The 25,709-nt window shown below is 46.5% G+C and carries 18 protein-coding genes and 1 other annotated feature; of the genes, 4 read left to right on the top strand and 14 right to left on the bottom strand.

Annotation, left to right across the window (positions count from 1 at the left end; all coding sequences use genetic code 11):
• Positions 1-51: 51 nt before the first annotated feature.
• From JUE95_RS06255 to helD, 7 genes are all read right to left on the bottom strand, one after another.
• Positions 52-1,266, bottom strand: a complete 1,215-nt coding sequence (locus JUE95_RS06255) for a sensor histidine kinase (RefSeq protein ID WP_203650022.1) — start codon at positions 1,264-1,266, stop codon at positions 52-54.
• 142 nt (positions 1,267-1,408) lie between these two features.
• On the bottom strand, positions 1,409-2,128 hold the full coding sequence (locus JUE95_RS06250; RefSeq protein WP_203650020.1) for an ABC transporter permease: 720 nt from the start codon (positions 2,126-2,128) through the stop codon (positions 1,409-1,411).
• A 29-nt stretch (positions 2,129-2,157) separates the two neighbouring features.
• The gene (locus JUE95_RS06245; protein ID WP_203650018.1) at positions 2,158-3,054 is read right to left on the bottom strand and encodes an ABC transporter ATP-binding protein; all 897 of its coding nucleotides are present in this window, start codon (positions 3,052-3,054) and stop codon (positions 2,158-2,160) included.
• Between the two features lie 15 nt (positions 3,055-3,069).
• Entirely contained in the window at positions 3,070-4,071 is a 1,002-nt protein-coding gene (locus JUE95_RS06240; RefSeq protein WP_235995246.1) for an ABC transporter ATP-binding protein, read from the bottom strand.
• 870 nt (positions 4,072-4,941) lie between these two features.
• Positions 4,942-6,492, bottom strand: a complete 1,551-nt coding sequence (guaA, locus tag JUE95_RS06235; RefSeq protein ID WP_235995244.1) for a glutamine-hydrolyzing GMP synthase — start codon at positions 6,490-6,492, stop codon at positions 4,942-4,944.
• Positions 6,493-6,688: 196 nt separating this feature from the next.
• Positions 6,689-7,612 (bottom strand): type I pantothenate kinase, encoded by a 924-nt coding sequence (gene coaA, locus JUE95_RS06230; RefSeq protein ID WP_203650015.1) that lies wholly within the window; start codon positions 7,610-7,612, stop codon positions 6,689-6,691.
• A 141-nt stretch (positions 7,613-7,753) separates the two neighbouring features.
• A complete protein-coding gene (helD, locus tag JUE95_RS06225) occupies positions 7,754-10,048 on the bottom strand; it encodes an RNA polymerase recycling motor HelD (protein ID WP_203650013.1) in 2,295 nt (764 codons plus the stop codon).
• A gap of 104 nt (positions 10,049-10,152) precedes the next feature.
• Between helD and JUE95_RS06220 the strand changes: the two genes are divergently transcribed.
• Both JUE95_RS06220 and JUE95_RS06215 read left to right on the top strand, forming a co-directional pair.
• Positions 10,153-12,009 (top strand): cation:proton antiporter family protein, encoded by a 1,857-nt coding sequence (locus tag JUE95_RS06220; RefSeq protein ID WP_203650011.1) that lies wholly within the window; start codon positions 10,153-10,155, stop codon positions 12,007-12,009.
• Between the two features lie 17 nt (positions 12,010-12,026).
• On the top strand, positions 12,027-12,689 hold the full coding sequence (locus JUE95_RS06215) for a histidine phosphatase family protein (protein ID WP_203650010.1): 663 nt from the start codon (positions 12,027-12,029) through the stop codon (positions 12,687-12,689).
• A 97-nt stretch (positions 12,690-12,786) separates the two neighbouring features.
• Here the strand turns inward: JUE95_RS06215 and JUE95_RS06210 are convergent, their stop codons facing one another.
• Together JUE95_RS06210 and JUE95_RS06205 are read right to left on the bottom strand one after the other, a co-directional pair.
• On the bottom strand, positions 12,787-13,974 hold the full coding sequence (locus JUE95_RS06210) for a metal-dependent hydrolase family protein (RefSeq protein ID WP_203650008.1): 1,188 nt from the start codon (positions 13,972-13,974) through the stop codon (positions 12,787-12,789).
• Between the two features lie 22 nt (positions 13,975-13,996).
• On the bottom strand, positions 13,997-15,604 hold the full coding sequence (locus tag JUE95_RS06205; RefSeq protein WP_203650007.1) for a peptide ABC transporter substrate-binding protein: 1,608 nt from the start codon (positions 15,602-15,604) through the stop codon (positions 13,997-13,999).
• Between the two features lie 60 nt (positions 15,605-15,664).
• Positions 15,665-15,950 (bottom strand) — a binding site (T-box leader).
• Between the two features lie 218 nt (positions 15,951-16,168).
• Between JUE95_RS06205 and JUE95_RS06200 the strand changes: the two genes are divergently transcribed.
• Positions 16,169-17,947, top strand: coding sequence for an ABC transporter ATP-binding protein (locus JUE95_RS06200; protein ID WP_203650006.1), 1,779 nt, complete (start codon positions 16,169-16,171; stop codon positions 17,945-17,947).
• Positions 17,948-18,078: 131 nt separating this feature from the next.
• On the opposite strand, the gene JUE95_RS06195 is transcribed toward JUE95_RS06200, so the two are convergent.
• The 5 genes from JUE95_RS06195 to JUE95_RS06175 form a co-directional block, all read right to left on the bottom strand.
• Positions 18,079-19,047: an ABC transporter ATP-binding protein gene (locus JUE95_RS06195; protein WP_203650005.1), complete on the bottom strand. Its 969-nt coding sequence runs from the start codon at positions 19,045-19,047 to the stop codon at positions 18,079-18,081.
• Positions 19,047-20,144: an ABC transporter ATP-binding protein gene (locus tag JUE95_RS06190; RefSeq protein WP_203650004.1), complete on the bottom strand. Its 1,098-nt coding sequence runs from the start codon at positions 20,142-20,144 to the stop codon at positions 19,047-19,049. The genes JUE95_RS06195 and JUE95_RS06190 overlap by 1 nt, the downstream gene beginning before the upstream one ends.
• Positions 20,145-20,157: 13 nt before the next feature.
• Positions 20,158-21,180: an ABC transporter permease gene (locus JUE95_RS06185; RefSeq protein WP_203650003.1), complete on the bottom strand. Its 1,023-nt coding sequence runs from the start codon at positions 21,178-21,180 to the stop codon at positions 20,158-20,160.
• 15 nt (positions 21,181-21,195) lie between these two features.
• Positions 21,196-22,125, bottom strand: coding sequence for an oligopeptide ABC transporter permease (gene opp3b, locus JUE95_RS06180; RefSeq protein WP_203650002.1), 930 nt, complete (start codon positions 22,123-22,125; stop codon positions 21,196-21,198).
• Positions 22,126-22,279: 154 nt separating this feature from the next.
• Positions 22,280-23,908 (bottom strand): peptide ABC transporter substrate-binding protein, encoded by a 1,629-nt coding sequence (locus JUE95_RS06175; RefSeq protein WP_203650000.1) that lies wholly within the window; start codon positions 23,906-23,908, stop codon positions 22,280-22,282.
• A gap of 481 nt (positions 23,909-24,389) precedes the next feature.
• Here JUE95_RS06175 and hflX point away from each other — a divergent pair, with 481 nt between their 5' ends.
• Complete coding sequence (hflX, locus tag JUE95_RS06170) at positions 24,390-25,667, top strand: GTPase HflX (protein ID WP_203650084.1); 1,278 nt, start codon at positions 24,390-24,392, stop codon at positions 25,665-25,667.
• Positions 25,668-25,709: the final 42 nt, after the last annotated feature.

Genomic DNA, 25,709 nt, shown 5'->3' with positions numbered 1-25,709 from the left:
CGAGCCCTGTACGTAAAATCTGATGATCGTCTACGATCAAAACCCGAATACTCATAATTGCTCCTTCTTGGTCGTCGGTAAAATCAGGCTGACGGTGGTTCCTTCACCCGGGGTACTAATCACAGTCAAGACACCTTCAAGGGCTGCGGCTCGCTCATGCATGCCTTGCATACCAAAATGTCCCTTCTTCGTCTTGACCGTATCACCTTCGCCAAAATCAATCACTTGCAAGGTGAAAACATCATTCTTCGTCTCGCCGCGAATGATTGCCTGTGACGTATTGGTGTGTTTGACCACGTTAATTAAAGCCTCAGACACGATCCGGGTAATTTCGGCCAACTGCACATCAGAATAATCCGGCACATCTTTGAGATTGACATTGGTCTGCAAGCCATAATTCTTCTTAAAGGCATCTGCCAAAAGCTCAACCCGCGCGCCCAAGCTCTTCTCAGATGTCGATCGCAAATCCGTCAACGTGAGCCGTGAGTCGCGTAACGTTTCCCGCGCAATATTGGTCGCACCTTTGATAACGTCCAGTGCCCGCTCATTCTTGCCGCTTTCAAGAAACGCTTGTGCCGCTTCCAACTGCATCACCGTGCCCGCCAATCCTTGCGTTAGGGTATCGTGCAGTTCGCGGGCGACTCGCTGACGTTCAGTCCGAACGGTCGATTCTTCGACTTGTGCATACGCAATCTTCAACTCTGCCAATAAATCTTCGGCGTGCTGTCGCTGATTCAACTGTGCCTTAAACATACGCCAGTAAAACCACACCACAAACAACACGAATACCAAGCCTTGCAGCGTCACCAGCGCCAAAAAGGCCCCGTTGTAAAGTCCATACAATCCCCACATCAGCAATACCGCCACTCCCAGCACTGCTAACGGCCGTCTGGGCTTCGGGTAAAGCATAATGATCTCGATCCCAACGACTGGAATGACCCCGATCATCACAACCGGCATTTCCCCCGTCAGCTGGATCGTCGTCAAAAGTCCAAACGCCAGCTGCGGCAAAATCAAAGCCAGCGGGTGCCAGTGAATGAGCCTTGACCCAAACCACAACAATATTTCTTCGACAACTAACCAGCCGACAACGATCAGCGACTGCCAATCACTCCCGATTCCAACGCTGGTGTGCAACCACCCGCTCCCGCCAACGAGTCCCGTTGCACTTCGCAGCACGTAGATCGATACAAACCCGATCAACACCAAAAACAACATCAAGGCCAGTCGGCCTGACTGATAAGGTGTCCGCTTATCTCTTTTCATTTTATTCTCCTTAACCGGCGTCGCTGAAGCACACGCAAGACGCTGGTTAAAACCCTCGTCATTATTACTTGAATCATAGCATTACCTGACTGCGCTGACAACCAAAAAATGCCCGTTAACCGGGCATTTTGATTTAATCAAATTACAGTGGCAAATCCTTCTTGGCAAAGACAGTTGTTCCTATTCCGAAGGTTGCGACCGCCACCCCTGCTAGGCCAGCCAACTTCGGTAACCACTTGCTGCCTTCAAGCATGATGTTCTTAAAGTCGAACAATGAAACAATGGTCAGATTCTGAACGGCGTCTAATCCCTTGACCCCATAATTGGAAAATGAACCAATGATTGCCAACAGAATAAAGGCAATGATAAGCAGGCCACCAGTCCCCATCGCGTACTTGGTCCGATTGAAGATGGCACTTGCTGCAAACATGATCCCGGCAAACGCTAGGGCGACCATGAAGGCCCCAAAATTCAGGTTGACCAATACTGCTGTCTTGAAACCTGCATCAACCAAGTGATTGACCGCCACGGCAACGACCGTCATGATCCCATAGGTTGCGATCAAGGACCCAATCATGTAAACCATCTGCGTAATGGCAACCGTTGTGCGTCTGATCGGGGCGGTCATAATGTAAGCCATTGAGCCTTGATCAACCTGACCCGCAAGGATTCTATTGCCCGCGATCACAACGAACAAGGCGACTAACGCCGGTGCCAACATTCCGTAAAACATTGGCCCAACCAAGGTGACCGTTTCTTTCATGGCCATCAGCTGGCCGAGCAAGATACTCATAATTAAAGTGGTTAACCCCCAAACGGAAAAGTTGGCTTTAAAGGTCTGTTTCAGTAATGGAAAACTCATGTCTGCTCGCTCTCTTTCTATACTTGGCTTTAGTGCACTGCAAGTTCTTTTTCAAAGTAGTTATCCAGCGTCTGGGTATCGATACTGATGTCGCTGATGGCGACATCTTCCAGTTGCTTTAACAAGGCTGGCATCTGATCGCGCTGAATCAGCACCGTCACCTCTCGACTGTTTGGTTCAGTCTTCACTTGCTCAAAGCGGCTCTTCACCAGCAACTTGTAGCCTGCAGCATCAATGGCTTGAATCGTGACACGCTGATGGTTGTGAATTTCTTTGAACTTTTCCGGCGTGATCGTGTCGACGATCTTGCCGTCCCGCAGGAACAAGATGCGATCACAGGTCCTCTCCAGTTCGTTAAACATATGACTGCTCAGGAAGACTGTCGTGCCGTTGGCTTTGACTTGCAGGATCAAATCGATGAAGGCATCACGCATCACCGGGTCTAGACCTGTCGTCGGCTCGTCCAGCAGCAACAGCGGTGCACGGGTCATGAATGCACACACCAGAGCGGTCTTTTGCTTCATGCCTTTACTCATGCGCTTAATCTCAGCCGTCAGATCGATCTTGAAGCGCTGAATCAACTCATTGACATACTGATCTTTACTGGCGCGTAAGAGTGCCAATTGGTCGTTTAAGAATGTTTCGCCGCTTTTCGTGTCTGGAAAAGCAATCTCCCCTGGAACATAGCCGATCAGCTTCTTGGTTCGTGCAGCCTCGGTCCACGAGTCGAGTCCGCAAATTTCACTATGGCCGCCAGTCGGGTGCAGAAAGCCCATCAAAAGGCGCATTGTCGTCATTTTGCCAGCGCCGTTCTTACCGACAATGCCGACGATTGTCCCCTGCTTAATGTTCAAGTTCAAATCAAATACGCCGCGGTCTTGCTTGTAGTCCTTTGTGAGATGCTCAGTTGCGATCATCGAGATCATCCTGTTTCCTCCTCATTAAATCGTCTTGAAGACTTTATCGGTGCGATAGAAATCCAAGAAATACTTTTCCAAGTCAAACTTCACTTCGTTTAACCGTGTCACCTGACGGCCCTTCAACTGTGAGTTGAAGAACTGGGTAAGCTTGTCGTTAGGAACTGTCACGTCCAAGTGGTCATGTTCGATCGTGCCGCCTAGTTCATTGCCCGCCTGCTGTAGCGCCGCTTGGTTTGCAAAAAACAATTCGAACGTCTTCTTATCTTTGCTCTGCAACTTATTGGCATCGACCTGTGACACGATCCTGCCATCTTTGATGATGGCGATCCGGTCACAGGTGGCTTCGACTTCTGGAAAAATGTGACTGGATAACAGAATCGTCTTGCCTCGGCGCTTCTCTGAGACCATGAAGTTAATGAATGTCTCCTGCATCGCTGGGTCCAGGCCTGAAGTCGGCTCATCAAGGATCAAGATCTCCGGATCGGCTAAAAACGCTGCAATCACTGCGAGCTTTCGCTTGTTGCCAAGGCTCATTTGCTTAGTATTCACGCTCAGATCTAGGTCAAACATCTCAATCAGCTTCTTCAGATAACCGTCGTCCTTGACGTGACGCATTTGTTGCGCCGTCTTGATGAATTTCCAGCCGGTCACACTCTCTGGCAAGGCGACTTCGCCAGGCAGGTAGCCAACATGTTTCATGACTTGGCTATAAGCAGTCGTGGCGTCAAGACCTTGCACAGTCACACTGCCGTGCCCCGGTTTGGTGAAACCCATAATGTGACGGATCGTTGTGGTTTTGCCGGCCCCATTAGGACCGAGAAAACCGAAGACTTCACCGGGGTAAACTTCGAAGCTGACGTCGAAGATCCCGCGGCCATGTCCGAAATCTTTCGTTAGATGATCAATTTTTAGTGCTGCTTGTGTTTTCATTCGTCTCTCCTTGATTGACTTAACTGATGGAACCAGCATATCCTGTACCGCGGCTCTTGCCATCGTCTGAACGGGCAGACTTTCTTTGCCCATTCGGGCAGTTTCCGGATCTGGTACTTACTTATTGCGAATGACCCAACCTAGAATCGTACCGATCACGGTCAAAACGCCAGCGATAATCACGTACTTCAGTGGCACTCTCTTCTTGGTATCTGACATGTTGTCTGCTCCTTTGATTGACTTGATGAATACAGCATATCGGTAATCGCACTCCCTGCCATCGTCCGAACGGGCAGACATTCTTTGCCTATTTGGGCAGTCAGAGTACCTGCCATTAGGGAAGTGCCATGCCTAGTCCGAAATGACTTATATAATGCTTTTAAGCAAAACAAATCCCCTCCTTCCGCCACCTGTGGTTTGCAAGTGTACGGAAGGAGGGGTTATATGAGAGTATTGGGAACAGGCCAGTGTCTACTGAATTAAGGTGACGCATTATTCTCCAGAATATATGTCAACGAACTGCACACCGCAACCTCTTCCCAATCAGATACTGTCGAACAGTCTGCGACGGCACCGCCAAAACGAGCTGTCAGGTTGGACCCTAGGATCAACACCAATATCTGATTGCGAATCTGCGTGGGGCAATTTATCTATTTTTGATATATAAATGGCAGGAATAAGTTAGCCACCCAGATCGAGCTGGGTTAAGTTACCTGTTATCTAAGGTGTGGCGTTGGTTAGCTAGCCGCTGTCAACTTGGGAACACAGCCACGGTGATGACTAATTTGATTCTAAAACGTGAATGAAAAAAGCCATCAGTACCGACATTTGATGTCTAAGTACCAATGGCTCTTTTGGCAGGAAGTTGGCAGGGAACCACTTCAATTTTACCTATTTCAACTCATTTTACTTAATCGAAAACGCCGTTAAATCAGGCTTTTCATCTCAAATGTCACCTGCAACTTATTCCCACTCAATTGTCGACGGCGGCTTGCTCGTCACATCATACACGATTCGGTTAACGTGATCCACTTCGTTTACGATTCGTGTCGAAATCTTAGCCAGCACGTCATAAGGAATGTGGGCAAAGTCCGCGGTCATCCCATCGATGGAAGTTACCGCACGGATACCAACGGTGTAGTCGTATGTCCGGCCGTCACCCATAACACCGACTGAACGGATACCTGGTAAAACAGTGAAGTATTGCCAGATGTCGCGGTCTAAGCCGGCTTTTTTAATCTCGTCACGGAGGATAAAGTCGCTATCACGGACGATTTCAAGTTTCTCAGGAGTGATTTCACCAATGACCCGGATACCTAAACCGGGACCTGGGAATGGCTGACGCCAAACGAGGTCTGAAGGCATACCTAATTTCTCACCTAATTCACGAGCTTCATCCTTAAACAAGGTCCGCAATGGTTCGATCAATTGGAAATGCATGTCTTTTGGTAAGCCACCAACGTTGTGGTGAGACTTGATGGTTTGAGCCGTATCAGTCCCAGATTCAACCACGTCGGTGTACAGGGTACCTTGAGCTAGGAAGTCGATACCGTTCAGCTTTTTAGCTTCATCGTTGAACACCTGAATGAACTCGTTACCGATGATCTTCCGTTTCTTCTCAGGTTCGCTGACACCCTTCAGTTTGGATAAGAACCGATCAGCAGCGTTGACTTCAATAATGTTCAAGCCAAACTTGCCTTTCAGACTTGCCATGACCTGTTCAGCTTCACCTTTACGCAATAAGCCGTGATCAACGAAGATGGAAGTCAGCTGATTACCGATAGCTTTGTGCAGCAGCACACCCACAACGGAAGAATCCACACCGCCAGAAAGCCCCAGCAGGACCTTTTTATCGCCGACAGTTTCGCGAATATGCTGAATCTGCAGGTCGATGAAATCATCCATTGACCAGTTAGCTTCCGCATGGCAAACGTCAAAGGCGAAGTGCTTCAAAATATCGTTACCGTAATCGGTATTACGAACTTCAGCGTGGAATTGAATCCCATAAAAGTTCCGTGCGGTATCCTGCATCGCGGAAATTGGACAATCAGTGCTAGTTGCAACTTCCGTAAACCCTTCAGGTACTTTGGTCACTAAGTCACCATGACTCATCCACACGTTTTGTTTCCTAGGCGTATTGGCAAATAACTTGGCGTCATCGCTGGTCACCGTAATGGCTGCACGACCGTACTGGCCGTTATCAGACTTCACTTGACCACCTAAATTGTAAGCCATCAACTGCATCCCATAACAAATTCCCAAAATAGGAATGCCTAACTTGAAAATCTCAGGGTCGACCCGCAGCGCGTCTTTTGCGTACACACTGTTAGGACCACCAGAAAAGATGATTCCCTTGGGATTAAGAGCTTTAACTTCGTCTGCCGTGATCTCATGGGACATTAATTCAGAGTAAATCCCGATGTCACGGATCCGACGGGTAATGAGCTGATTGTACTGTGAACCGAAGTCCAGCACAATGATCTTATCAAAGGATGATAAATCCACCTTTGCCAATCCATTCACACCTTTCTTAATATAAACAGGACTTGAAACCATTAGTTATACTATACAGATTCTTCTAATGCCGGTCAATCAAAATTAGGAAAGTTTAATTGTTCGGATTTTATCGAATAATTTCAATAATTACAAGTGATTATGCTTAATCGTCCTTGTATTCGCTAACCATTTCCATCCAGCAAACCAATCTCAGTTATGACTTTCGCAGCATCACTTGATCAATAATATGCTGCTCACCCTTATGGATGATCATGTCAGCACGACTGCGCGTAGGTAAAATGTAGTCCTCCAAATTAGGCAGGTCAACGCTGTACCAGATATTCTTAGCCGACTCCACCGCGGCATCTAACGGTACCTTAGTATAGGAATGATAATAGTTATCCGGATCATCCTTTGCCAGCTTCAGTAACGCCTTAAACCGTTCCAAATACCATTCTTCGATGAGTTTCGCCCGCGCATCGACGTAGATGGAAAAATCAGTAAAATCGGAAACGTAAATCTGCTCAGAACTGGGCAACTGTAACGTATTAATTCCTTCAATAATCAAGACATCCGGCCGTTCGATTTCCTGAACTTCATCGGGTACGATGTCGTAACTCTTATGGGAATAAACCGGCACCTCCATGAGCTCTTTGCCTGATTTAACGTCGTTCAAAAACGTGATCAGAGCTTTCATATCATAGCTTTCAGGGAACCCTTTTCGTGTTAGCAGGCCACGCTTTTTTAATTCCGCCGTGGAATACAAAAAGCCATCCGTGGTCAGCATTTCAATCCGCTGATCGGAGAAGAAGTGGTTCATCAGCACTTTCAAAAGCCGCGCGGTCGTACTCTTTCCCACTGCCACACTACCGGCAATTCCAATGATATAAGGTACGTGCCGCGGTGTCTGCCGCAAAAAACTGGCCTTGGAAGTCTGCCAGTCATCAAAATGCTGAATCAGCAGTCCGAGATAGTGAATCAAGGGAATGTAAATGTCCTGAACATCCTGCACGGAGATCTGGTCATTAAAAGCCTTGATCTGTTTCAGACTTGCCTGAGTCAAAGGCACCGATGCTTCCTGATAAAAATCGCGCCATTCATTTTTGCTAAATACATCGTAATTCATCAAATCAGTCATTCGTGTCCGCCCCATACATTCCGTAAGTACTAAATTGATACCATTATACACGAGCTATCTAGTAAGCGCTATATCTTATATCTAATCGTTGAAATATTTAAAAACGACTGAACCACTAATGGATTCAATCGTTTACTAAGCTTATTCTTTAACGTATTCGTCTGACGGTACGGTATTAAACAGCGGTGACAGCTTACCAGTTGCCAGCACTGTCAGCTGATGCATCGCCCGGGAACAGATGGTGTACAGCAATTGCCGCTCATCATCGTCCCGGTAGTTTTCAGCCGATGCTTCCCAGACGATTACCGCATCGAACTCCAGCCCCTTGGCCAGGAACGACGGTACGATAATCACACCGGGTGCCAGCCGCTGGTTCTCTGATTGAATCAGCGTGGCTTTAACGCCAGCATCGTGTAACTGGCCTGCCAAGTCACGGCAATTAGCCAATGATTTGCCAATAATCGCCGTAGTTTCCTTAGCGTGGTTATTATCCCGTAGCTGCTTGATCAGCCGTTTCAACGTTGCTTGCCGGTCTGGCTGAACGCTGATTACCGGTAACGCGCCGTTACGCTCAAACGCTTTGACCGCTTCGCCATTCACCAGAATGTGACGGGTAAAGTCAGTGATCTGTTCGGTTGAACGGTAAGACTGCGTCAGTTGCACCACCCGCGTCTTTTCAGGATCAAACATGGTGCTGAGTTCACTAAGCAGCGTCTTGCTGTTTTCCTTAGTGAAAATGGCTTGGTTCAAGTCACCTAACAGGGTGAACTTAGCCCGTGGAAAACTGAACTTCAGGTACGCCAGCTGGAACGGCGTGTAGTCTTGAATTTCATCAATAAAGACGTAGCGCATTTCCTTTTCACCCTTGTGGCCGGTCATCTTGTCATACAGGTACAGATAAGGTGAAATGTTGCTCAACGTCATCTTAGACTGCTTAATGTCCGCAATGGTCCGTTCAACGCTGGCCTTCCAGTCTTCCTTAGTGATGCCATAATCATCAAGGCTGATAATGGCCGGAATGCTACGAAGCATGTGCACCATTTGACCGTTGATACTTAAGAACCGGTTGCGGACAACTGCCTCGCGGATCGGTGCAAAAGCCTTCATCACAATTTTACGGGCATAGAATTTGTATTCTTTATCCGCGTCTTCGATTTCTTGCGGATCTTCACCCTTCATTTGATTCATTTCTTCTTGGCTCAGATCCTGCACGGCCTCTTCAACCCACTTAGCCCGCATCTCGGAACTGATCCGCCGGTTAAGCATTTTAATCAACCGCTCACGAGTACCGTCTAACCGGTTAAACAAGCGGTAGTTATCATTAAAGCTATAATATATTTCGTGAATTTTTTCCTTAGTAAAGAACGGTTTCCCCTTGAAGTTGATGTTCCGGAAAATCATGTCCTCTTTTTCCAAATGATTAGCGTACACCGTAACGGCGTTGTAGAAGGCCAGGCTGCCCTTCAGCGAGTCGATCCGCTCCTCAGCAACCGTATAGTCTTCACCAAACCGCTGCGCCAGCGTCTCCACCGCCATCTTCGGTAACCGGTGGCCGGTATACTGGTAGTACGTCATTTGGACCATGTTCTGCTCACCGAGCTCGGGCAGCACTTGGTCGATATAGTCGTTAAATAACTGGTTTGGTGAGAACAAGATCACTTGACCAGAAGTCAGCTTGCCACGGTAACGGTACAGCAAGTAAGCAACCCGTTGAAGCACGGCCGCCGTTTTCCCAGAACCAGCTGCCCCTTGAACGAACAGCAAGTCGGACTTGGTATCCCGGATAATCTGGTTTTGTTCTTTTTGAATGGTTGTCACGATACTCTTCATCTTAGTATCAGACTGTTCACTCAACGCATCCAGCAGCATTTGGTCCCCAACGGCTTCTTCGGTATCAAACACCGTTTTGATCTTGCCGTTTTCAATCTGGAACTGACGCTTCAGCTTCAGGTTAACCGTCTGCTCCCCATCGGGCGTCTGGTAGGTGACGTCGCCAAGACCGCCATCGTAATAAACACTAGAAATCGGTGCACGCCAGTCATATACTAGAAATCGATCAGGTTCATCGGAAAAGGAAGCCAGCCCAATGTAGATCGTTTCCGTTTTGGGTTCGCCCTCTTCATGGAAATCAAGCCGCGCGAAATACGGGGTCTTTTCCATTTTCTTCAGCGTATTCAGTTCGTCAGTGGCATGCTGCCAGCTATTTTGTCGCTCATTAAGCTGCTGTTGCTGCTGATGAACGGACAGTCCGGTTTCCATCATGCCTTCGTACGAATCGGTTTTAAGCCGTAATTCGTTGACCAGGTTACTACGAATGCCAGACTCATCTGACTTTGCAGTATCGATTCGCTCTTGCGATTTAGCCTGAGCAATTTTGATTTTATCAATTACTGCATTTAAGTGTGCTTGTTCTTGCTGTTTAATCGTATCTGCCATGGCGCCCTCCAGTCGTAAATTCGATAGTAAAGTATAGCACTAATTGCATCCGATAAGAACAATATAGCTTCATTAAATCCCTATAAATGATTCGAGGTATTGTTATGGATCAAATCTCATTGGTTATTATTCTGTTAAGTGCGTTGGCCATTCCTCTGATTATGGCACGGTTTAAGCTGACCTTGCTGCCGACCGCGGTGGTGGAAATTATCGTCGGAGTGATCTTAGGTCCCAGTCTGCTAAACATCATTCACGCAAACGATACACTGAGCATGCTGAAGGATGTCGGCGTGATCGTGCTGTTATTCCTCAGTGGGCTGGAAATCGACTTTAGCCTCTTTAGCCGGAAGCGCAACGACCTCACGCCGCTGGAACAAAAGCAGTCGGCGAACGCGCCGAAGTATTCTCCCGTGATACTGGCGTTTATGAGCTACGGTGCCATCGTTGTCGTGTCGATCATCATCGCTTTTCTGCTGAAACTATCGGGCATGTTCGCCGATGTTTGGCTGGCTACGATCCTGTTTATGACCATTTCATTGGGTATCGTCATCGCCGCGCTGAAGGAAAAAGAACTACTGAGTAAGCCCTTCGGCCAAACGATTTTGTTGATCTCAGCTCTAGGCGAAGTGGTGCCCATGATCGGGTTAACCTTTTACGCCTCGGCCTACAGTCCCGCCGCTAAATCACTATGGCTATTATTATTGATTCTGCTGGCCGCGGGTCTGCTGGTTTGGCGCTTTAAAGCCTTTTTCAAGTTCTTCGACCGAATTAATAAATCCACCACCCAACTAGATGTTCGGCTGTCATTTTTCGTCATCGTGCTGTTAGTCACCATCGCCGAATCGGTGGGTGCTGAAGGTATTCTAGGTGCTTTCTTAGCTGGGATCGTCATCAAGTTACTGCAGCCCCACGAAGAGACCAAGGTGCGGCTGGATTCTATCGGTTACGGCTTCTTCATCCCGATCTTCTTTATTATGAGTGGTGTAGGACTAAACCTGCGAACCCTGCTGGCCGACCCGAAAACCTTAGTTTTGATTCCGGCCTTTCTAATCGCCTACCTAGTTGCCAAGGTAGCTGTGTACCCGATTTTACGGTTACGCTTTAAAAATGGGAACGCCTTTGCCGGCACTGCTATGAGCACCACCACGCTGACCGTTGTTTTAGCGATCTTACAAGTTGCTGAGCATTTGCACCGCATTACCGCTCAGCAGTCAGGGGCTTTTCTGTTAGCCGCTATCCTGACCTGCATTATCGGACCGGTCACTTTCAACCGGCTCTACAGTACTGAAGCGGCTGATGCTAAACCACTTAACGTCCACTTTATCGGCACTAACCTGCTCACCGTACCAGTGGCCCAGCAGTTAACCAAAAACGGCTACGATATTCACATGTATACCGACCAAGAACGTAACTACCGCGCCTTTAATAGTGAAATCGACGTGCATTTACTGAAAAATCTGGTGCCCGACGACCTGGTAGCTGATGACGTTTTTGACACCGACATCATCGTCTTGGGTCAGAGCAATTCGAAGGAAAACTACCGTCTGGCAAAGTCCGCCAAACAGTATGGCGTACCACGGGTAATTGCCCGCTTTGAGGATCCCAACATTCTGGACGAACGTAAGGATACCCTGATGAAAATGGGTGTGGAAGTGTACAGTACCCCTGACGTCCAGATCAGTATGCTCCGCAGTTTGATTGAAACGCCATCAACGCTGGAACTGCTCACTTCCACCGATGCATCCGTCTACGAAGTACAGCTGCGCAACCACAAATACGTCGATATTCAGGTCCGCAACCTGCCATTTATTGATGACATTACCATTGCGCAAATTTATCGTGAGCACCGGTTCGTACGTCCTAGTGGCGATACACCGCTGAAGCTCAACGACCGGATCCTCTTCACCAGCAGCAAACAGCAATCCGCTCAAATCCGTCGTGAATTGGGCAAATTAAACTAATTTTTGGAGGCAATTTCTTGGCTAATTTTGATATTTACTTTGTTCGCCACGGACAGACCGTTCTGAACAAATACCACCGCATTCAGGGCTGGATCGACGCAGCTCTCACCGATAAGGGCGTAAAGGATGCCCAGTCAGCGGGTAAGCGACTGGCACACATTCCGTTCACTAAGGCTTACACCAGCAATTCCGAGCGTGCACAGCACACCGCTGAATACATTTTGGCAGCCAATAGCGGCACGGTTAAAACAGCCATCATCAACCCTGCCTTTCGGGAAGAAAACTTCGGTTACTTTGAAGGCAATGATGAAAACCAAACCTGGCACATGATTGGCGGCCCTGACGGTAACATTACCTTTAACGCGATGATCTCGGCCTACACCATTGAAGGCGTTAAGGACCGCATCGCTGCTCAAGACCCCTTCAACGATGCCGAAGATAACGCCACCTACTGGGCCCGGCTGCAACCAGGGTTCGATACCTTGATGCACGACTGTGTTGACGGCGATAAGGTCCTGGTGGCCAGTCACGGCACCACTATCCGCAGCATCGTTTCACGTTTCCAGCCAGACATTAACGTTGCCGTTTCAGCATTGAACGGCTCCGTAACTAAGTTAGAAGTTCGCGGCAGTGATATTTCTGTAGCTTACTATAATCATGTAGATGATCAGTTAGATTAATTCATTTAGAAAATAGCACTTACTCCGTGCTCTCGGGGTAAGTGCTATTTTTATCTGCTTATTATTTCGTCGGTACCGCTTCATTCAAAGACTAACTTTAGAATTCTCGCTGACCGCCAAGATAAACCTGCTTGTCTTTTTGCTGAACGTTCTTCACGTCAGCCAACGGATCAGCCTTTAGAACTTGGAAATCGGCTTGCTTGCCAACTTCCAAGGTGCCGTACTTATCAGCAACCTCGCAAAGCGCGGCTGAATTCAAGCTAGAACATTGATAGGCTTGAGCGGGTGTCATGCCAACCTTAGTTAACAGTTCGAATTCTCTAGGCGTCATGTCGAACCCGTTAAACGGTGTCCCGGCATCCGTCCCGCAAGTAAACTTCACGCCCATTTTAAAGGCCCGCTTGAAGTTCTTGTAAGTGTCATCCAGAGCGTCCGCGCATTTCTTAACTTCCCAGTCGGGTAAAACACCCTTGCCATAGGCTGGAATCGTCCACTCCGCAATCAGCGTTGGTGTTAAATAAGTACCCTGATCAAGCATTTGCTGGGCTTCAGCTTCAGTGACGTAAAAGCCGTGTTCAATTGAATCAACTCCTGCATCCAGCGCGTTTTGAATCCCGGGATTACCTTCGGCATGTGAAGCTACCTTGCGATGCTTATGATGGGCTTCCACCACCCCAGTTTTCATTTCGGTAACCGACAGCTGCGGATCGTCCATGAAGTCACCGGGCGTCATAACCCCACCGGTTGCCATCATTTTAACCACGTCAACGCCGTTTTTAAGGGCCGTCCGGACACCTTTTCTCATTTCATCCGGTGAGTCAACCGTCCAGCCACCGTGGGGTGAATCCCCATGACCGCCCGTCATCGAAAAGGCTCTGCCGGAAGCCTGAAAGTGCGGCGTATGTGCTAACAGCCCCTTCTTTTGCATCCGTTTGAGCTTTACATCAACGTCATAGTCGGTCCCTAGCTGTCGCGCAAAGGTAACACCGGATTTTAACAGCTTCTGTAAGTTTTGGTAGGCAAAGACTGCTGATTCGGCTTCTGAATCACCAAAGCGACCGTCAAACGCATCCGGATTACTGGTGACATGGGTATGAACGTTTAAGAACCCTGGCATCACGTACTGACCATTCAAGTCAACCGTTTCATCGGTTTGCGGGTGCTGACCCGTTCCCCGTTGTGTCAGCGCGCCGGTTTCAGTATCCACCGTAAACCAGGCGTCCGCTTGGTTTTGATCACCAGTTCCATCAAATAAAGTAAAGTTATAAAAAGTCTTTTCTGTCATTGTTTTGTCCCCCAATTAACTATTATTTCCAATATGCGTATTGATACTGTGCTTCATTCAGTAATGAATAATGAAGGCCGCCAACCTTTGAACTCACTAACTTAGCTTCAGAAGGCTGATAAAGCGGCACGAGTCCTTTTACTGCCATGAGGCGCTTATTTGCTTTAACTAAACCATCGTAACGTGCTTGACCAGTTGCTTTATCCGCAGCTGTCATTAATCGATTAAACTGATTATCATTCCAGCCGGTAAAGTTAACGGTGTTGCCTTTAGCTGCAAGACTCAAGAAATCAGCTGAGTCCAGCCAATTAGTGCTCCAGCCGGTGAGGTTCATTTCAAAGTTACCCGCAAAGTCACGTGAAACGTGTTGTGCGTGAGGCAATGAAGTCACTGTCACTTTCGCACCCTTAAAGTACTTTTTCATATTTGCTTGGATATAAGCGCCAACGTGCTTATCTTCATCAGTGTCATCCGTCAATAAATTCAAAGTAACGGTCTTTTTACCGGTTTCCTTGAGGTACTTATTCCAGTAGCTCTTAGCTTTTTCCAGGTTATATGGCAGTAAGTTACCCGTTTCAGTCGCCATATCCTTACCGTTCTTTGGGTTTGTCTGATCACCCCGCGGCACCATGCTCAGTGCTGGTTTGGAACCATCTTGAAGCACTTGTTTAGTCAATGCTTGTCGGTTAACCACGTAGGAAACAGCCTGACGTAAGTTTTCAGAGTTAGTTTGCGGTTTCTTGTTATTGAAGTACAAGTACTGCAGCCGGCCAACTAAGTGGGTTTGTAAGTTTTTGTTATTTGCATTAGCCCGAACGTATTGACCTGAGACGGTAGTTTCCTGCACTTTACCACTCTTAAACAGATCTTGTGCGGTATTTTCATCCTTGGTTGCTGTAACTTTAACCTTAGGAATTTTAACTTGTTTAGCATTCCAATAATGATTGTTCTTCACGTAAGACCAACTAGAATTACTGCCCGTCCAGCCAACCAGTTTGTATGGGCCGTTGGTCATAGTCTTCGAAGCACTCGTACCATACTTCTGACCGTACTTTTCAACAAACTCCCTGTTTAGCGGCATGTATTTGGATGCAATCAAATTATTAAGGTATGGAACTGGTTGCGTCAATTTAAACTGAAGTTTGTCTTTACCTAAAGCTTTTACACCTAATTGACTTGGGGAAACCTTACCTGCTTGTACCTTGTCATAGTTGACGAAATACTGAAAAACGTTAGCGTATTGAGCCTTGGTCTTAGGATCTACTTGACGTCTAAATGAATAGACGAAATCTTGGGCAGTGACTGGATCACCATTAGCCCACTTAGCATTCTTTTTAAGATTGAACGTATATGTTTTACCATTATCCGTTGGCTTAACAACCTTCGTTGCCACGCCAGGAACAAGCTTATTGTGCTTATCATATGTATATAAACCTTCCATGGTCTGATAAATCAGACTGGCACTATTAGTATCCGTGTCTTTATTAGGATCCGCGGTCGCTGGTTCACTTGGCAGTGTGACATTCAACGTTTTATTTTTAGTCGCCTGCGAACTGCCGCTGCTGCAGCCTGCTAAAGCAACTCCCAACAAACAAACTCCCAAACCTGACAATAACATTTTCTTCTGCATAATCAATTCCTCCTAGTTTAACCAATAATTGAATTAAAAAAGCCCTTCAGAGCAATTGCTCTAAAGGGCGCATTGATTTGCACGGTACCACCTTTTTTCGCTGTAACTAAATACAGCCTTACGTGAACGGTAACTTCCTAGTTGAATCACTCACCGAGCTAGGATCCCGACGTTTGATTCAAAATTACGATTCACTGCACTGATAACGGGTGCCACCGGTGAGACTTACTAAAAATTCAGCCCACAGCTCAAAAGGGATTTTCTCAACGACTTGACCGACCCGCTTTCACTAAACCGGGCTCGCTAACGGCGCCATCGTCGATACTTACTTCTTCAACGCTTTTAATTTTTTAATCAATTATTAATTAAAAAGTTTAGCACTGTTTTATATTTTGTCAACAATGCATCTGAATTTTTAATATTTTAACAGTATTGCCATAACGTTAATGACCAGCATTCAAAATTGCACTTAGGCCTATCAACCCTTTTGTTTGCAACCAGTTGCCCACCGTGCTACATTAGCTGACAGATTAAAACCGAGTAAATCACAGGGGGGGAAGATTCATGGCGGATAAGCAAGCGGAATCCCAAGCGAATGGTTCGTTGATGGAAATGTTTCGCTTTGTCTTCAGTAAAGTCCTTAAAATGCGCTGGTTATTGATATTAAACATCTTAGCATTAACCGTAATCACCTTGCTGCAGTTCGTGATGCCGCAAATTGAACAGTTTATTATCGATAAAGTGATCCCGCAACACAATTTTCAGTGGCTGATTGGCGCCATTGCCATTCTTTTAATAACGGCGGTCGTACTGGGCGCGTTCACCTACATTTCAACTTATTACATGTCCGTGATGAGTCAAAACGCCATTACTGACCTGCGTAATCAACTGTACGAATACTTGTTAAAATTAGACACCAGTTTCTTCGAATCCAGTAAAACCGGTGACCTGATGACCCGACTAACCAGTGACATCAATAACCTGCAAAGCCTCATATCAGCCAACATGCTAAACATGATTGGCAACCTCTTCACCTTTATTGGCGTGCTGGGACTGATTTTCTACATCAACTGGCAAATGGCGTTGGCTGTAAGCCTCACTTTTCCGCTGATGTTCATCGTCTACCGGGTCTTTCGGGTACGGATCCGAACTGCTTTTATGAACGCTCGGCGGTCACAAGCCCGGATGTCAAACCAGATGCAGCAAACCCTGACGCAAATCGACCTGATTAAAAGTTTCAACAGTGAAAATATCGAAGCCCAGCGGTTCGACCATTTTGCCGCTGCAAACCGGAAAGACATGATTTCTGCTGGTCAAAATCAGGCTATTTTTTCACCGCTAATCGATGGGATCAATACGCTAGGAATCGCAATCGTTTTGGCATTAGGTGCTTACTTTATTATCAAGGGTCAGCTCACCGTTGGCCAGCTGGTAGCCTACTTGAGCTACGTGGCAATGGTGCAGTCACCCATTCAGGCTTTTACCCGACTGCTCAACCAGCTCCAGCAGTCGCTGGTTTCCTATGGTCGGATCCAGTCAATCCTGCAGGAGAAGCCACAGGTGTTAAATGCGGTCGATTCTAAGCCGTTTCCAAAGTTTTCTAAGGGAATTACCCTTAGTCATGTTAACTTTACTTATGACGCTACTAAACACCCTGAAACATATGACGCCACCCTGAAGGATATTAGTTTTACAATTCCCTACGGCAAAACAACTGCTCTGGTTGGCCGGTCGGGTTCTGGCAAAACGACCATCACCCGGTTGATCGACCGATTTTACGATCTGGAAAGCGGCAGCATTACCTTTGACGGCTTACCAATTCAGTCCATCGATATTTCTTCGCTGCGCCAGCATATCGCCATCGTTTCCCAGGATATCTTTATTATTGACGGCAGTATTCGCAACAACATTCTGTATGGCCGGCCAGATGCCACCGATGATGAAGTCTGGGAAGTCGCCAAGTTAGCTGACCTTGATACCTTTATCCGTGAATTACCGGATCAGTTAGATACCCAAGTTGGTGAGCGGGGCGTCAAACTTTCCGGCGGGCAAAAGCAACGGGTGTCAATTGCCCGTGCTTTACTGAAGAACGCACCCATCATCATTTTAGACGAGGCCACCGCTAGTCTGGATAACCAGTCTGAAAAAGCAATCCAGCACGCGTTAAATAACCTGTTGGAGTCTCGTACATCCCTGGTCATTGCACACCGGTTATCGACGATTCATGATGCTGATCAGATCATTGTACTGGAGAATGGCCGGGTGGTTGAGACTGGGACTCATGAAAGTCTTTTGAAGGCGGGCGGGGCTTATAAGAAGCTGTATGATGCACAATTTGAGTGAGAGATGTTCACTTTTTACACTTTTACGTAGCCGTAACGCGTTCAAGAGCCCAGAGTCCGGCCATGCAAGCCAAATAAAGCAGGTTCCCAAAGTTCACGGGAACCTGCTTTATTTGGCTTACATTCTGGACTCTAACCGGGCTCTTTCACGCTCAATCCCATCTCTTTAGCCCTCTCCTGATACATCGGGATCTCATCCTGACTGCATTGGACATAGTGATGGGGGACGATTTCCACTAATTCACGTTTCTTGGAACCATCTTCGTACTTCGGATCGTACTTAATCTGCGTCCGGGTACGCTCATACTCTGGATCCGGCACCGGCACGGCGGAAAGCAGACTTCTCGTGTAGTCGTGCAACGGGTGATTGTAGACCTCATCCGAGGTGCCCACTTCCAGCATCCGGCCATAGTGCATGACACCGATGCGGTCGGAAATGTACTTCACCATGGATAAATCATGGGCGATGAACAAGTACGTCAGCTTCCGCTCACGCTGCAGCTTCTTCAGCAAATTGACCACTTGAGCTTGAATGGAAACATCCAAAGCGGAAATGGGTTCGTCAGCAATGATGAACTTCGGTTGCACAGCAAGTGCCCGCGCAATACCGATCCGTTGCCGCTGCCCACCAGAAAATTCATGAGGATAGCGGCTGGCGTGGTCACGGTTTAAGCCAACAGTCGCCAGTAAGTCAGCCACCTGCTTGCTGCGATCAGCGTCGTCTTTTGCTAAATGATTAATGTCGATACCCTCAGCCACAATGTCCTTAACCTTCATCCGTGGATTCAGTGACGCATACGGATCTTGAAAAATCATCTGCATATCACGCCGAAACTGCTGCATTTTTTTGGCATCTTTTAAGCCAACAATCTCCTGTCCATTAAACTTAATGGATCCGCTAGTTGGCCGGTACAAGTGAATAATGGCTCGACCAGTAGTGGTTTTACCCGAACCGGATTCACCCACAAGTCCAAAAGTTTCACCCTCATAAATATCGAAGGAAATATCGTCAACAGCCTTAACTTCGTCGCGCTTGCCAACGTTGAAATACTGTTTCAAATGGCTGACTTCAAGCACTTTTTTAGCGTTATCAAGCTCCATTATTGCTGTTCCTCCTCTTCTTCGATTTGATGGTGCTGCGCTTTAGCCAGGGCTTCTTTTTGCATCTCAGCAAACTTCTTTTGCCGTTCAACAATCTGGTCCGGCGGCGTTACCTTTGGTGCATCGGGATGCAATAGCCAAGTAGCAGCATAGTGCGTATCCGAAACCTTAAAGAATGGCGGTTCCATTTCCGTATCGATTTTTAGCGCATACGGGTTCCGTGGCGCAAAGGCATCGCCCTTTGGCGGATCTAGCAGATCCGGCGGCGTCCCGGGAATCGAAGCCAGTTTTTCACCGTTAGTATCCAAAGTCGGCATGGAGCTCAAAAGGCCCCAGGTGTACGGGTGCTTTGGATTATAAAAGATTTCATCAACCGTCCCGTATTCAACAATCTTACCTGCATACATCACCGCAACCCGATCAGCCATACCGGCAACGACCCCTAAATCATGGGTAATGAAAATAATCGAGGTTGCAATTTTATCCTGCAGTTCGCGCATCAAATTCAAAATTTGAGCTTGAATCGTCACGTCCAGCGCGGTAGTTGGTTCATCGGCAATCAGAATCTCCGGATAGTTGATCAGCGCAATGGCGATGACGATCCGTTGACGCATCCCACCAGAAAATTGGTGTGGATAGTCGTTGATCCGATTTTCAGCATCAGTAATACCAACCAGCTTCATCATTTCCAAAGCTTGCGCCATGGCTTTTTCCTTTTTAACACCCTTGTGAATCATTAAAGGTTCGGCAATTTGACGGCCGATACGCATCGTTGGATCCAGTGAGGTCATTGGATCTTGGAAGATTTGGGCGATTTTAGCGCCACGTAAACCTTCCAATTCTTTCTGTGACATTTTTAAAACATCTTTATCGTGAAATTGAATGGTGCCACCCTCAACCACCGCGTTATTAGCCAGCAAGCCCATGATTGAACGGGTAGTTACCGTCTTACCAGAACCGGATTCACCAACAATGGCTAAGGTTTCGCCCTTTTTCAGGTCAAAACTAACGTCACGGATGGCTTTCACAGTTCCGGCGTAGGTGTTGAAGTTGATTTTGAGGTGGTTGACCTTCAAAATAGTTTCTTTACTTTGCATGATTTAACTTCACCTACTCTTTCGTTTGCGGATCAAAGGCGTCACGCAGACCATCGGCGAAGATGTTAAAGGCAATCATAATCACTGACAGCACGATAGCTGGATACCACATCTGATATGGTAAAAATTGAAAGTTCTTTTGACCATCGTTCAGCAACGTCCCTAATGATGCCTGAGGCGCACTGATCCCAATCCCAACGAAGGACAGAAAGGCTTCGAAGAAGATGGCACTTGGGATGGTAAACATCGTTTGAATAATAATAATACTAGATAGGTTAGGCAGTAAGTGCTTAAAGGCAATCTTAATTGAGCTTTCACCCAGTGTTTTAGCTGCCAACACGTACTCCTGCTCCTTTAATTCCAACGTTTGGGCCCGTATCAGCCGCGCCATTGTCGTCCAGCTAGAAAACGCAATGGCCAGCGTAATTGACATCATGCCGGGTTTTAAAATCAAAATCAACAAAACAACCACAACCAGTGTTGGAATCGACATGATAATTTCAATCACCCGTTGCATGAAGTTATCGATCCAGCCGCCCTTCCAGCCGGAAAAGAGACCAAAGGTAACACCAATCAACAAGTCAACGGCGGTTGCCACAATGGCAACCGTTAAGGAAATCCGGGTCCCAAAGAGAATTCTGGATAACATATCACGGCCCAGATAGTCAGTCCCTAACCAGTAGTGAACGCCAGCACCGGCACCAGCTGCCTGATAGGCATTAACCCGGCTGCCAGCCTGCTCCAACGTCCCGTTTAACCCGTTAATGTGAATACCCGGCCATTTCGGCGGTAAGTTCGCGTACTGCGGATTAACCGCGTTGGGATTATGCGGTGAAATAAACGCGGATCCAAATGCTAAAACAAAGAAGATCACGAGAATAATCATCGCAATAATCGCACTTTTATTCTTTTTTAAGCGACGCCATGCATCCTGCATAAAAGTCAGATTAGGCGCTGCAATTTTTTCACTGTCGAGATGTTTTGACTTATCAAGAGGTTCAAAACTATCTGCAGGAAGTTTTACTTCGTCAGCCATTTATTTACCTCCTAATTAATTGCTTTTGCCAGAGATTCGAATTCGCGGATCAATAATTCCGTAAACGATATCGGTGATCAGCAGAACCACCATCAGCATGACACTGTACACGATCGTAACCGCCATGATGGTTGGGTAGTCGTTGGTCAGAATCGACTTAACGAATTGTTCACCAATCCCAGGAATGGAGAAAATATTTTCGATAACCATTGACCCGGTCATGATATTGACCGCCAATGGTCCAATGATCGTAACCACTGGAATCAAACTGTTTCGCAGGGCATGATGATAAATGACGCCCCACTTACTGAGCCCTTTGGCCCTAGCCAGTTCAATGTAATCGGAATTCAATACGTCCACCATTTCCGTTCTGGTAAACCGCGCCGTGTCCGCAAACGGTGACGCAGCCAGCGCGAGGGTTGGCAAAACGGTGTAGGCAAATCCGCCCCAATCAGCAATTGGGAACCAGTGCAATTTTAAGCCAACAAAGTATTGCAGCAAAACCGCCAACACGAAACTTGGGATTGAAATTCCTAAAATAGAAATGATCGTCGCGCTAGTATCAACCCAGGTGTTTTTCTTGATAGCACCCAAAGCACCAACCAGGATACCGGGAATAACACCCACGATCATTGCTTGAGTCCCCAGCAAAAGTGATGGCCCAATCCGGCTTGAAATCAAGTAAGAGACTGGCTGATCACTAAACTGGAAGGAAGTCCCAAAATTACCTTGGAACACGCCGGCAACATAGGTTAAATACTGCTGCCAAATGGGCTTGGTCAGTCCGTACTGCTTCAAAATCAGGTGCTGCTCAGATGGTGAGAGCTTTTGCTGGTTTTGCAACGGCGTCCCAGGCAATAATTTCATTAGAAAAAACGTCACGGTGATGACGATGAATAAGGTTAACAGCAGATAAAAGATCCGCTTTAATAAATATTTCGCCATGAAAATACCTCACATTCTAGTTACTTAGATTATATCATTACACTTTTCACCTAATATGTAAAAGTAAGAGAGAGGAACATTCCCCGTTCCCTTCTCTTACTTTCTCAAAACACAATGTTACTTATTCCCATTTATTTACCAATCATAGCTTAACTTATTTCTTTGACAAGTAAGCATGACTGAAGTCCCATTGTGCACCGGTTGGAAAGTATTGAACACCATGAACTTTCGACTTCAGCATTTGAGCCTGAGTTTGTTGATAAAGCGGTACAATACCTTGCTGTTTCATCAACGTCTTCTCGGCGTCTACCAAATCGTTCCAACGTGCAGTAGCGTTGTTGGCATCCTTACCTTCAGCGTTCCTAACGTCCGCATCATAGGTACTGTTCTTCCATTGACCACGGTTGTACGCGTTGTTTGAAGTAAACAGTGAACTAAATGAAATTGCGTCTGGGAAGTCAGCAATCCAGCCACCGACAACCATATCGAATTGACCCTTAGTTGAACGGCTCAAACGAACGTTAAATGGTACGTTAGTTGTTGTTACTTTTAGCCCTGGCAACTTGTTCAATTGACTTTGAAGGAATTCTGCGGTCTTCTTGCCAGCTGGGGTATCGTCTGCAAGCAAGTTAAGTTTCATGCTTGAACGGCCAGACTTCTTAAGTGCTTTCTTCCAGTAGGATTTAGCTTGACTCAAGTTGTACGCTGTTCCTGACTTAACGTAAGCAGCATCCGCAAAGTCCTTGCCGCCCTTCTTAGCGAGATTCGTTGGCACTAATCCCTTTGGCGCTTGAGAGCCATCAGCTAAGATATCCTTAGTCAGCTGACCATTGTTGATAGCCAGGTTAACGGCCTTACGAGCATCAAGGTTGTTCTTGAAGAATCCTTTACGTTGGTTCATTTCAAGGTAGAAGGTCGATGCAGAGTTGCGGACATGCATTTGTTTGGAGTTCTTCAACTGCTTGTACTGCGTCCCATCAGTGATTAATTCATCAACCTTGCCACTTTGATATTGACTAAGCCAAGTTCCTTGATCCTTGATGACCTGGAACTTAACCGCCTTTAGCTTGGTTGCTTTAGCATCCCAATACTTACTGTTCTTAGCTAAAGTCCAAGTATTGTTAGTTCCAGTCCATCCCGTCATCTTAAACGGCCCGTTATAAACGGCCTGCTTTGAGTTGGCAGCGAACTTGGAACCGTATTTCTCAACCACTTTCTGGTTCTGTGGGAAGAACGCTGGTGCGCCAACAATGTATTTGAAATAACTTTGAGGCCGTGCCAACGTAACAACCACTTTATAGTTACCATCCGCTTTGACACCTAACTTGGACGGAGCCATTTTGCCCTTGTTGACCGCACTGAAGTTCTTCACATGATCATATAAGTAAGCATATTGAGAAGCCGTCTTCGGCTTAACCGTACGTTGCCAGCCATAAACAAAATCTTTGGCAGTCACAGGATCACCATTGCTCCACTTTGAATGACGCAAATTAAAAGTCCATGTCTTACCATCCTTAGAAACCTTGTAAGTCTTGGCAACACCAGGACGGAGCTTTGACCCCTGACCAATCCGAAGTAATCCTTCATCCACATTATTCAGTGCAGTACCACTAACAATATCAGTCGACTTTGAAGGATCCATTGTTGGCAAGTTAGCTGTTTCAACCCAGTTTAGAGTTTGATTGGTTGCCAAACTCTTGCTGTTCTTAGAACCACAGGCAGCTAGCAGTAATATTGATGCACCTGAAACCGCACCTAAAGCTAAAATTTTATTAAACTTCATCTGCAACACTCTCCTCTTATGGCATATTCGGATAAAAACTTAATTATGTACCGTGAAACTGGTCTTATTGTATATTAGGAAACCATCAAATTCAACTGTGTTTTATCATTTTTATGACATAAATCGCTTAAAATAGCGAATTTATGGGTATCTATTCTTGAATATTTTTAATTATATCGAATAAAATCACTATCTTTTACCTTTTTTGGACGAAAAACCACTGATGTTTATTCGTTTAACCTAAAGCCCTGAAAAATTAAATTATTTTAAGCTTTAACGTTTAGAAATAATTTGGCTGCTAGTATCCTGTTATTAACACATGCAATTATTTTCAGAAGATACGCATAGATATCCAATTTCAAATACTGCCAGTTACCTATCATTTCTGGCATACACTTAATGTCGCCAGTCAATTGTCCCCCTGCCCTATGTTATACTGAAGACAATCAATTTGAAGACAAAAGTTAAGGATGGTGACAACATGGATAACAGCGAACTTGTGCCGGTCATTAACATTGGCCTTAATACAGGACGCTATAACTTTGATTATGCCATGGAAGAGTTAAAAGCTTTGTCTGAAGCCAATAACATGAATGTGGTAGAAACCACCGTACAAAATCTCAGTCAGCCCGTTGCTGGGACTTATTTTGGGACTGGTAAAGTTGAAGAACTACGTGATATTGTCGTTGATACCGGTGCCGAAATCGTGGTGGCTAACGATGAATTAACCCCAAGTCAAATTAGAAACCTAGAAAAAATCGTTAAGGTTCCCGTGATGGACCGTACTGGATTGATTCTGGCAATCTTTGCCAACCGGGCGCAAAGCCGCGAAGCCAAGCTGCAAGTACAACTGGCCAAGCTGCAGTACCAGATGCCCCGGCTGCACACCGCTATGAACCAGCGGCTGGACCAGCAAACCGGGACCAGTTCCGGCGGTGGTTTCACCAACCGTGGTGCCGGTGAAGCTCAAATTGAATTAAACCGTCGAACCGTTCAAAGGCAGATCAATCATGTGCGTCATGAACTAAAGGACGTTGATAAATCAGCTGAGGTCAAGCGTCAGCAGCGAGAAAAGATTCAGCTGCCTAACGTTGCCCTGATTGGTTATACCAACGCCGGCAAGTCCACCATCATGAACGAACTGATCAAACGCTACGGGATGAACGATGACAAACAAGTCATGGTGAAAAACATGCTGTTTGCTACCTTGGATACCAGTGTCCGGCAGTTGCAGTTTAACGATTCAAAGAAACTGCTGCTGAGTGATACGGTTGGCTTTGTTTCACAGCTGCCCACTACCTTAGTTGAAGCTTTCAAGTCAACTTTGTACGAAGCTGCCAATGCCGATCTCTTGATTCAAGTCGTCGACTACTCCAGTCCTAACCGGATTGACATGATGTCGACAACTAAAAAGACTTTAACTGAAATTGGTGTGCCTGACCTGCCAATGATCACCGTTTATAACAAAGCCGATCTGACAGAAAACAACTACCCTTCCCGGGAAGGTGACGACATTGTTGTTTCCGCCAAGGATCCTGCTTCAATCGACTTGCTGGTTCAAGTCATCAGGGAAAAAGTCTTCAAGAACTACGTGACCGCAACCTTCTTGATTCCGTTTGAAAAGGGCGACGTCGTTTCCTATTTAAATGAGCACGCCAGCGTTAAATCAACGGACTACTTGGAAAATGGGACGAAGATCGAAGCTGAAGTCACAAACGTTGATTACCAGCGTTTTGAAAAATACGTTTTAGAAAAATAATTTCAACGTTACAAAAAACGTCATCCCAACAAAGACATTGGG

This window comes from Secundilactobacillus yichangensis (assembly GCF_016861565.1).
Lineage (GTDB): Bacteria > Bacillota > Bacilli > Lactobacillales > Lactobacillaceae > Secundilactobacillus > Secundilactobacillus yichangensis.
Note: the sequence above shows the minus strand (reverse complement) of the source record. Positions and strands in the feature narration are given on the sequence as shown.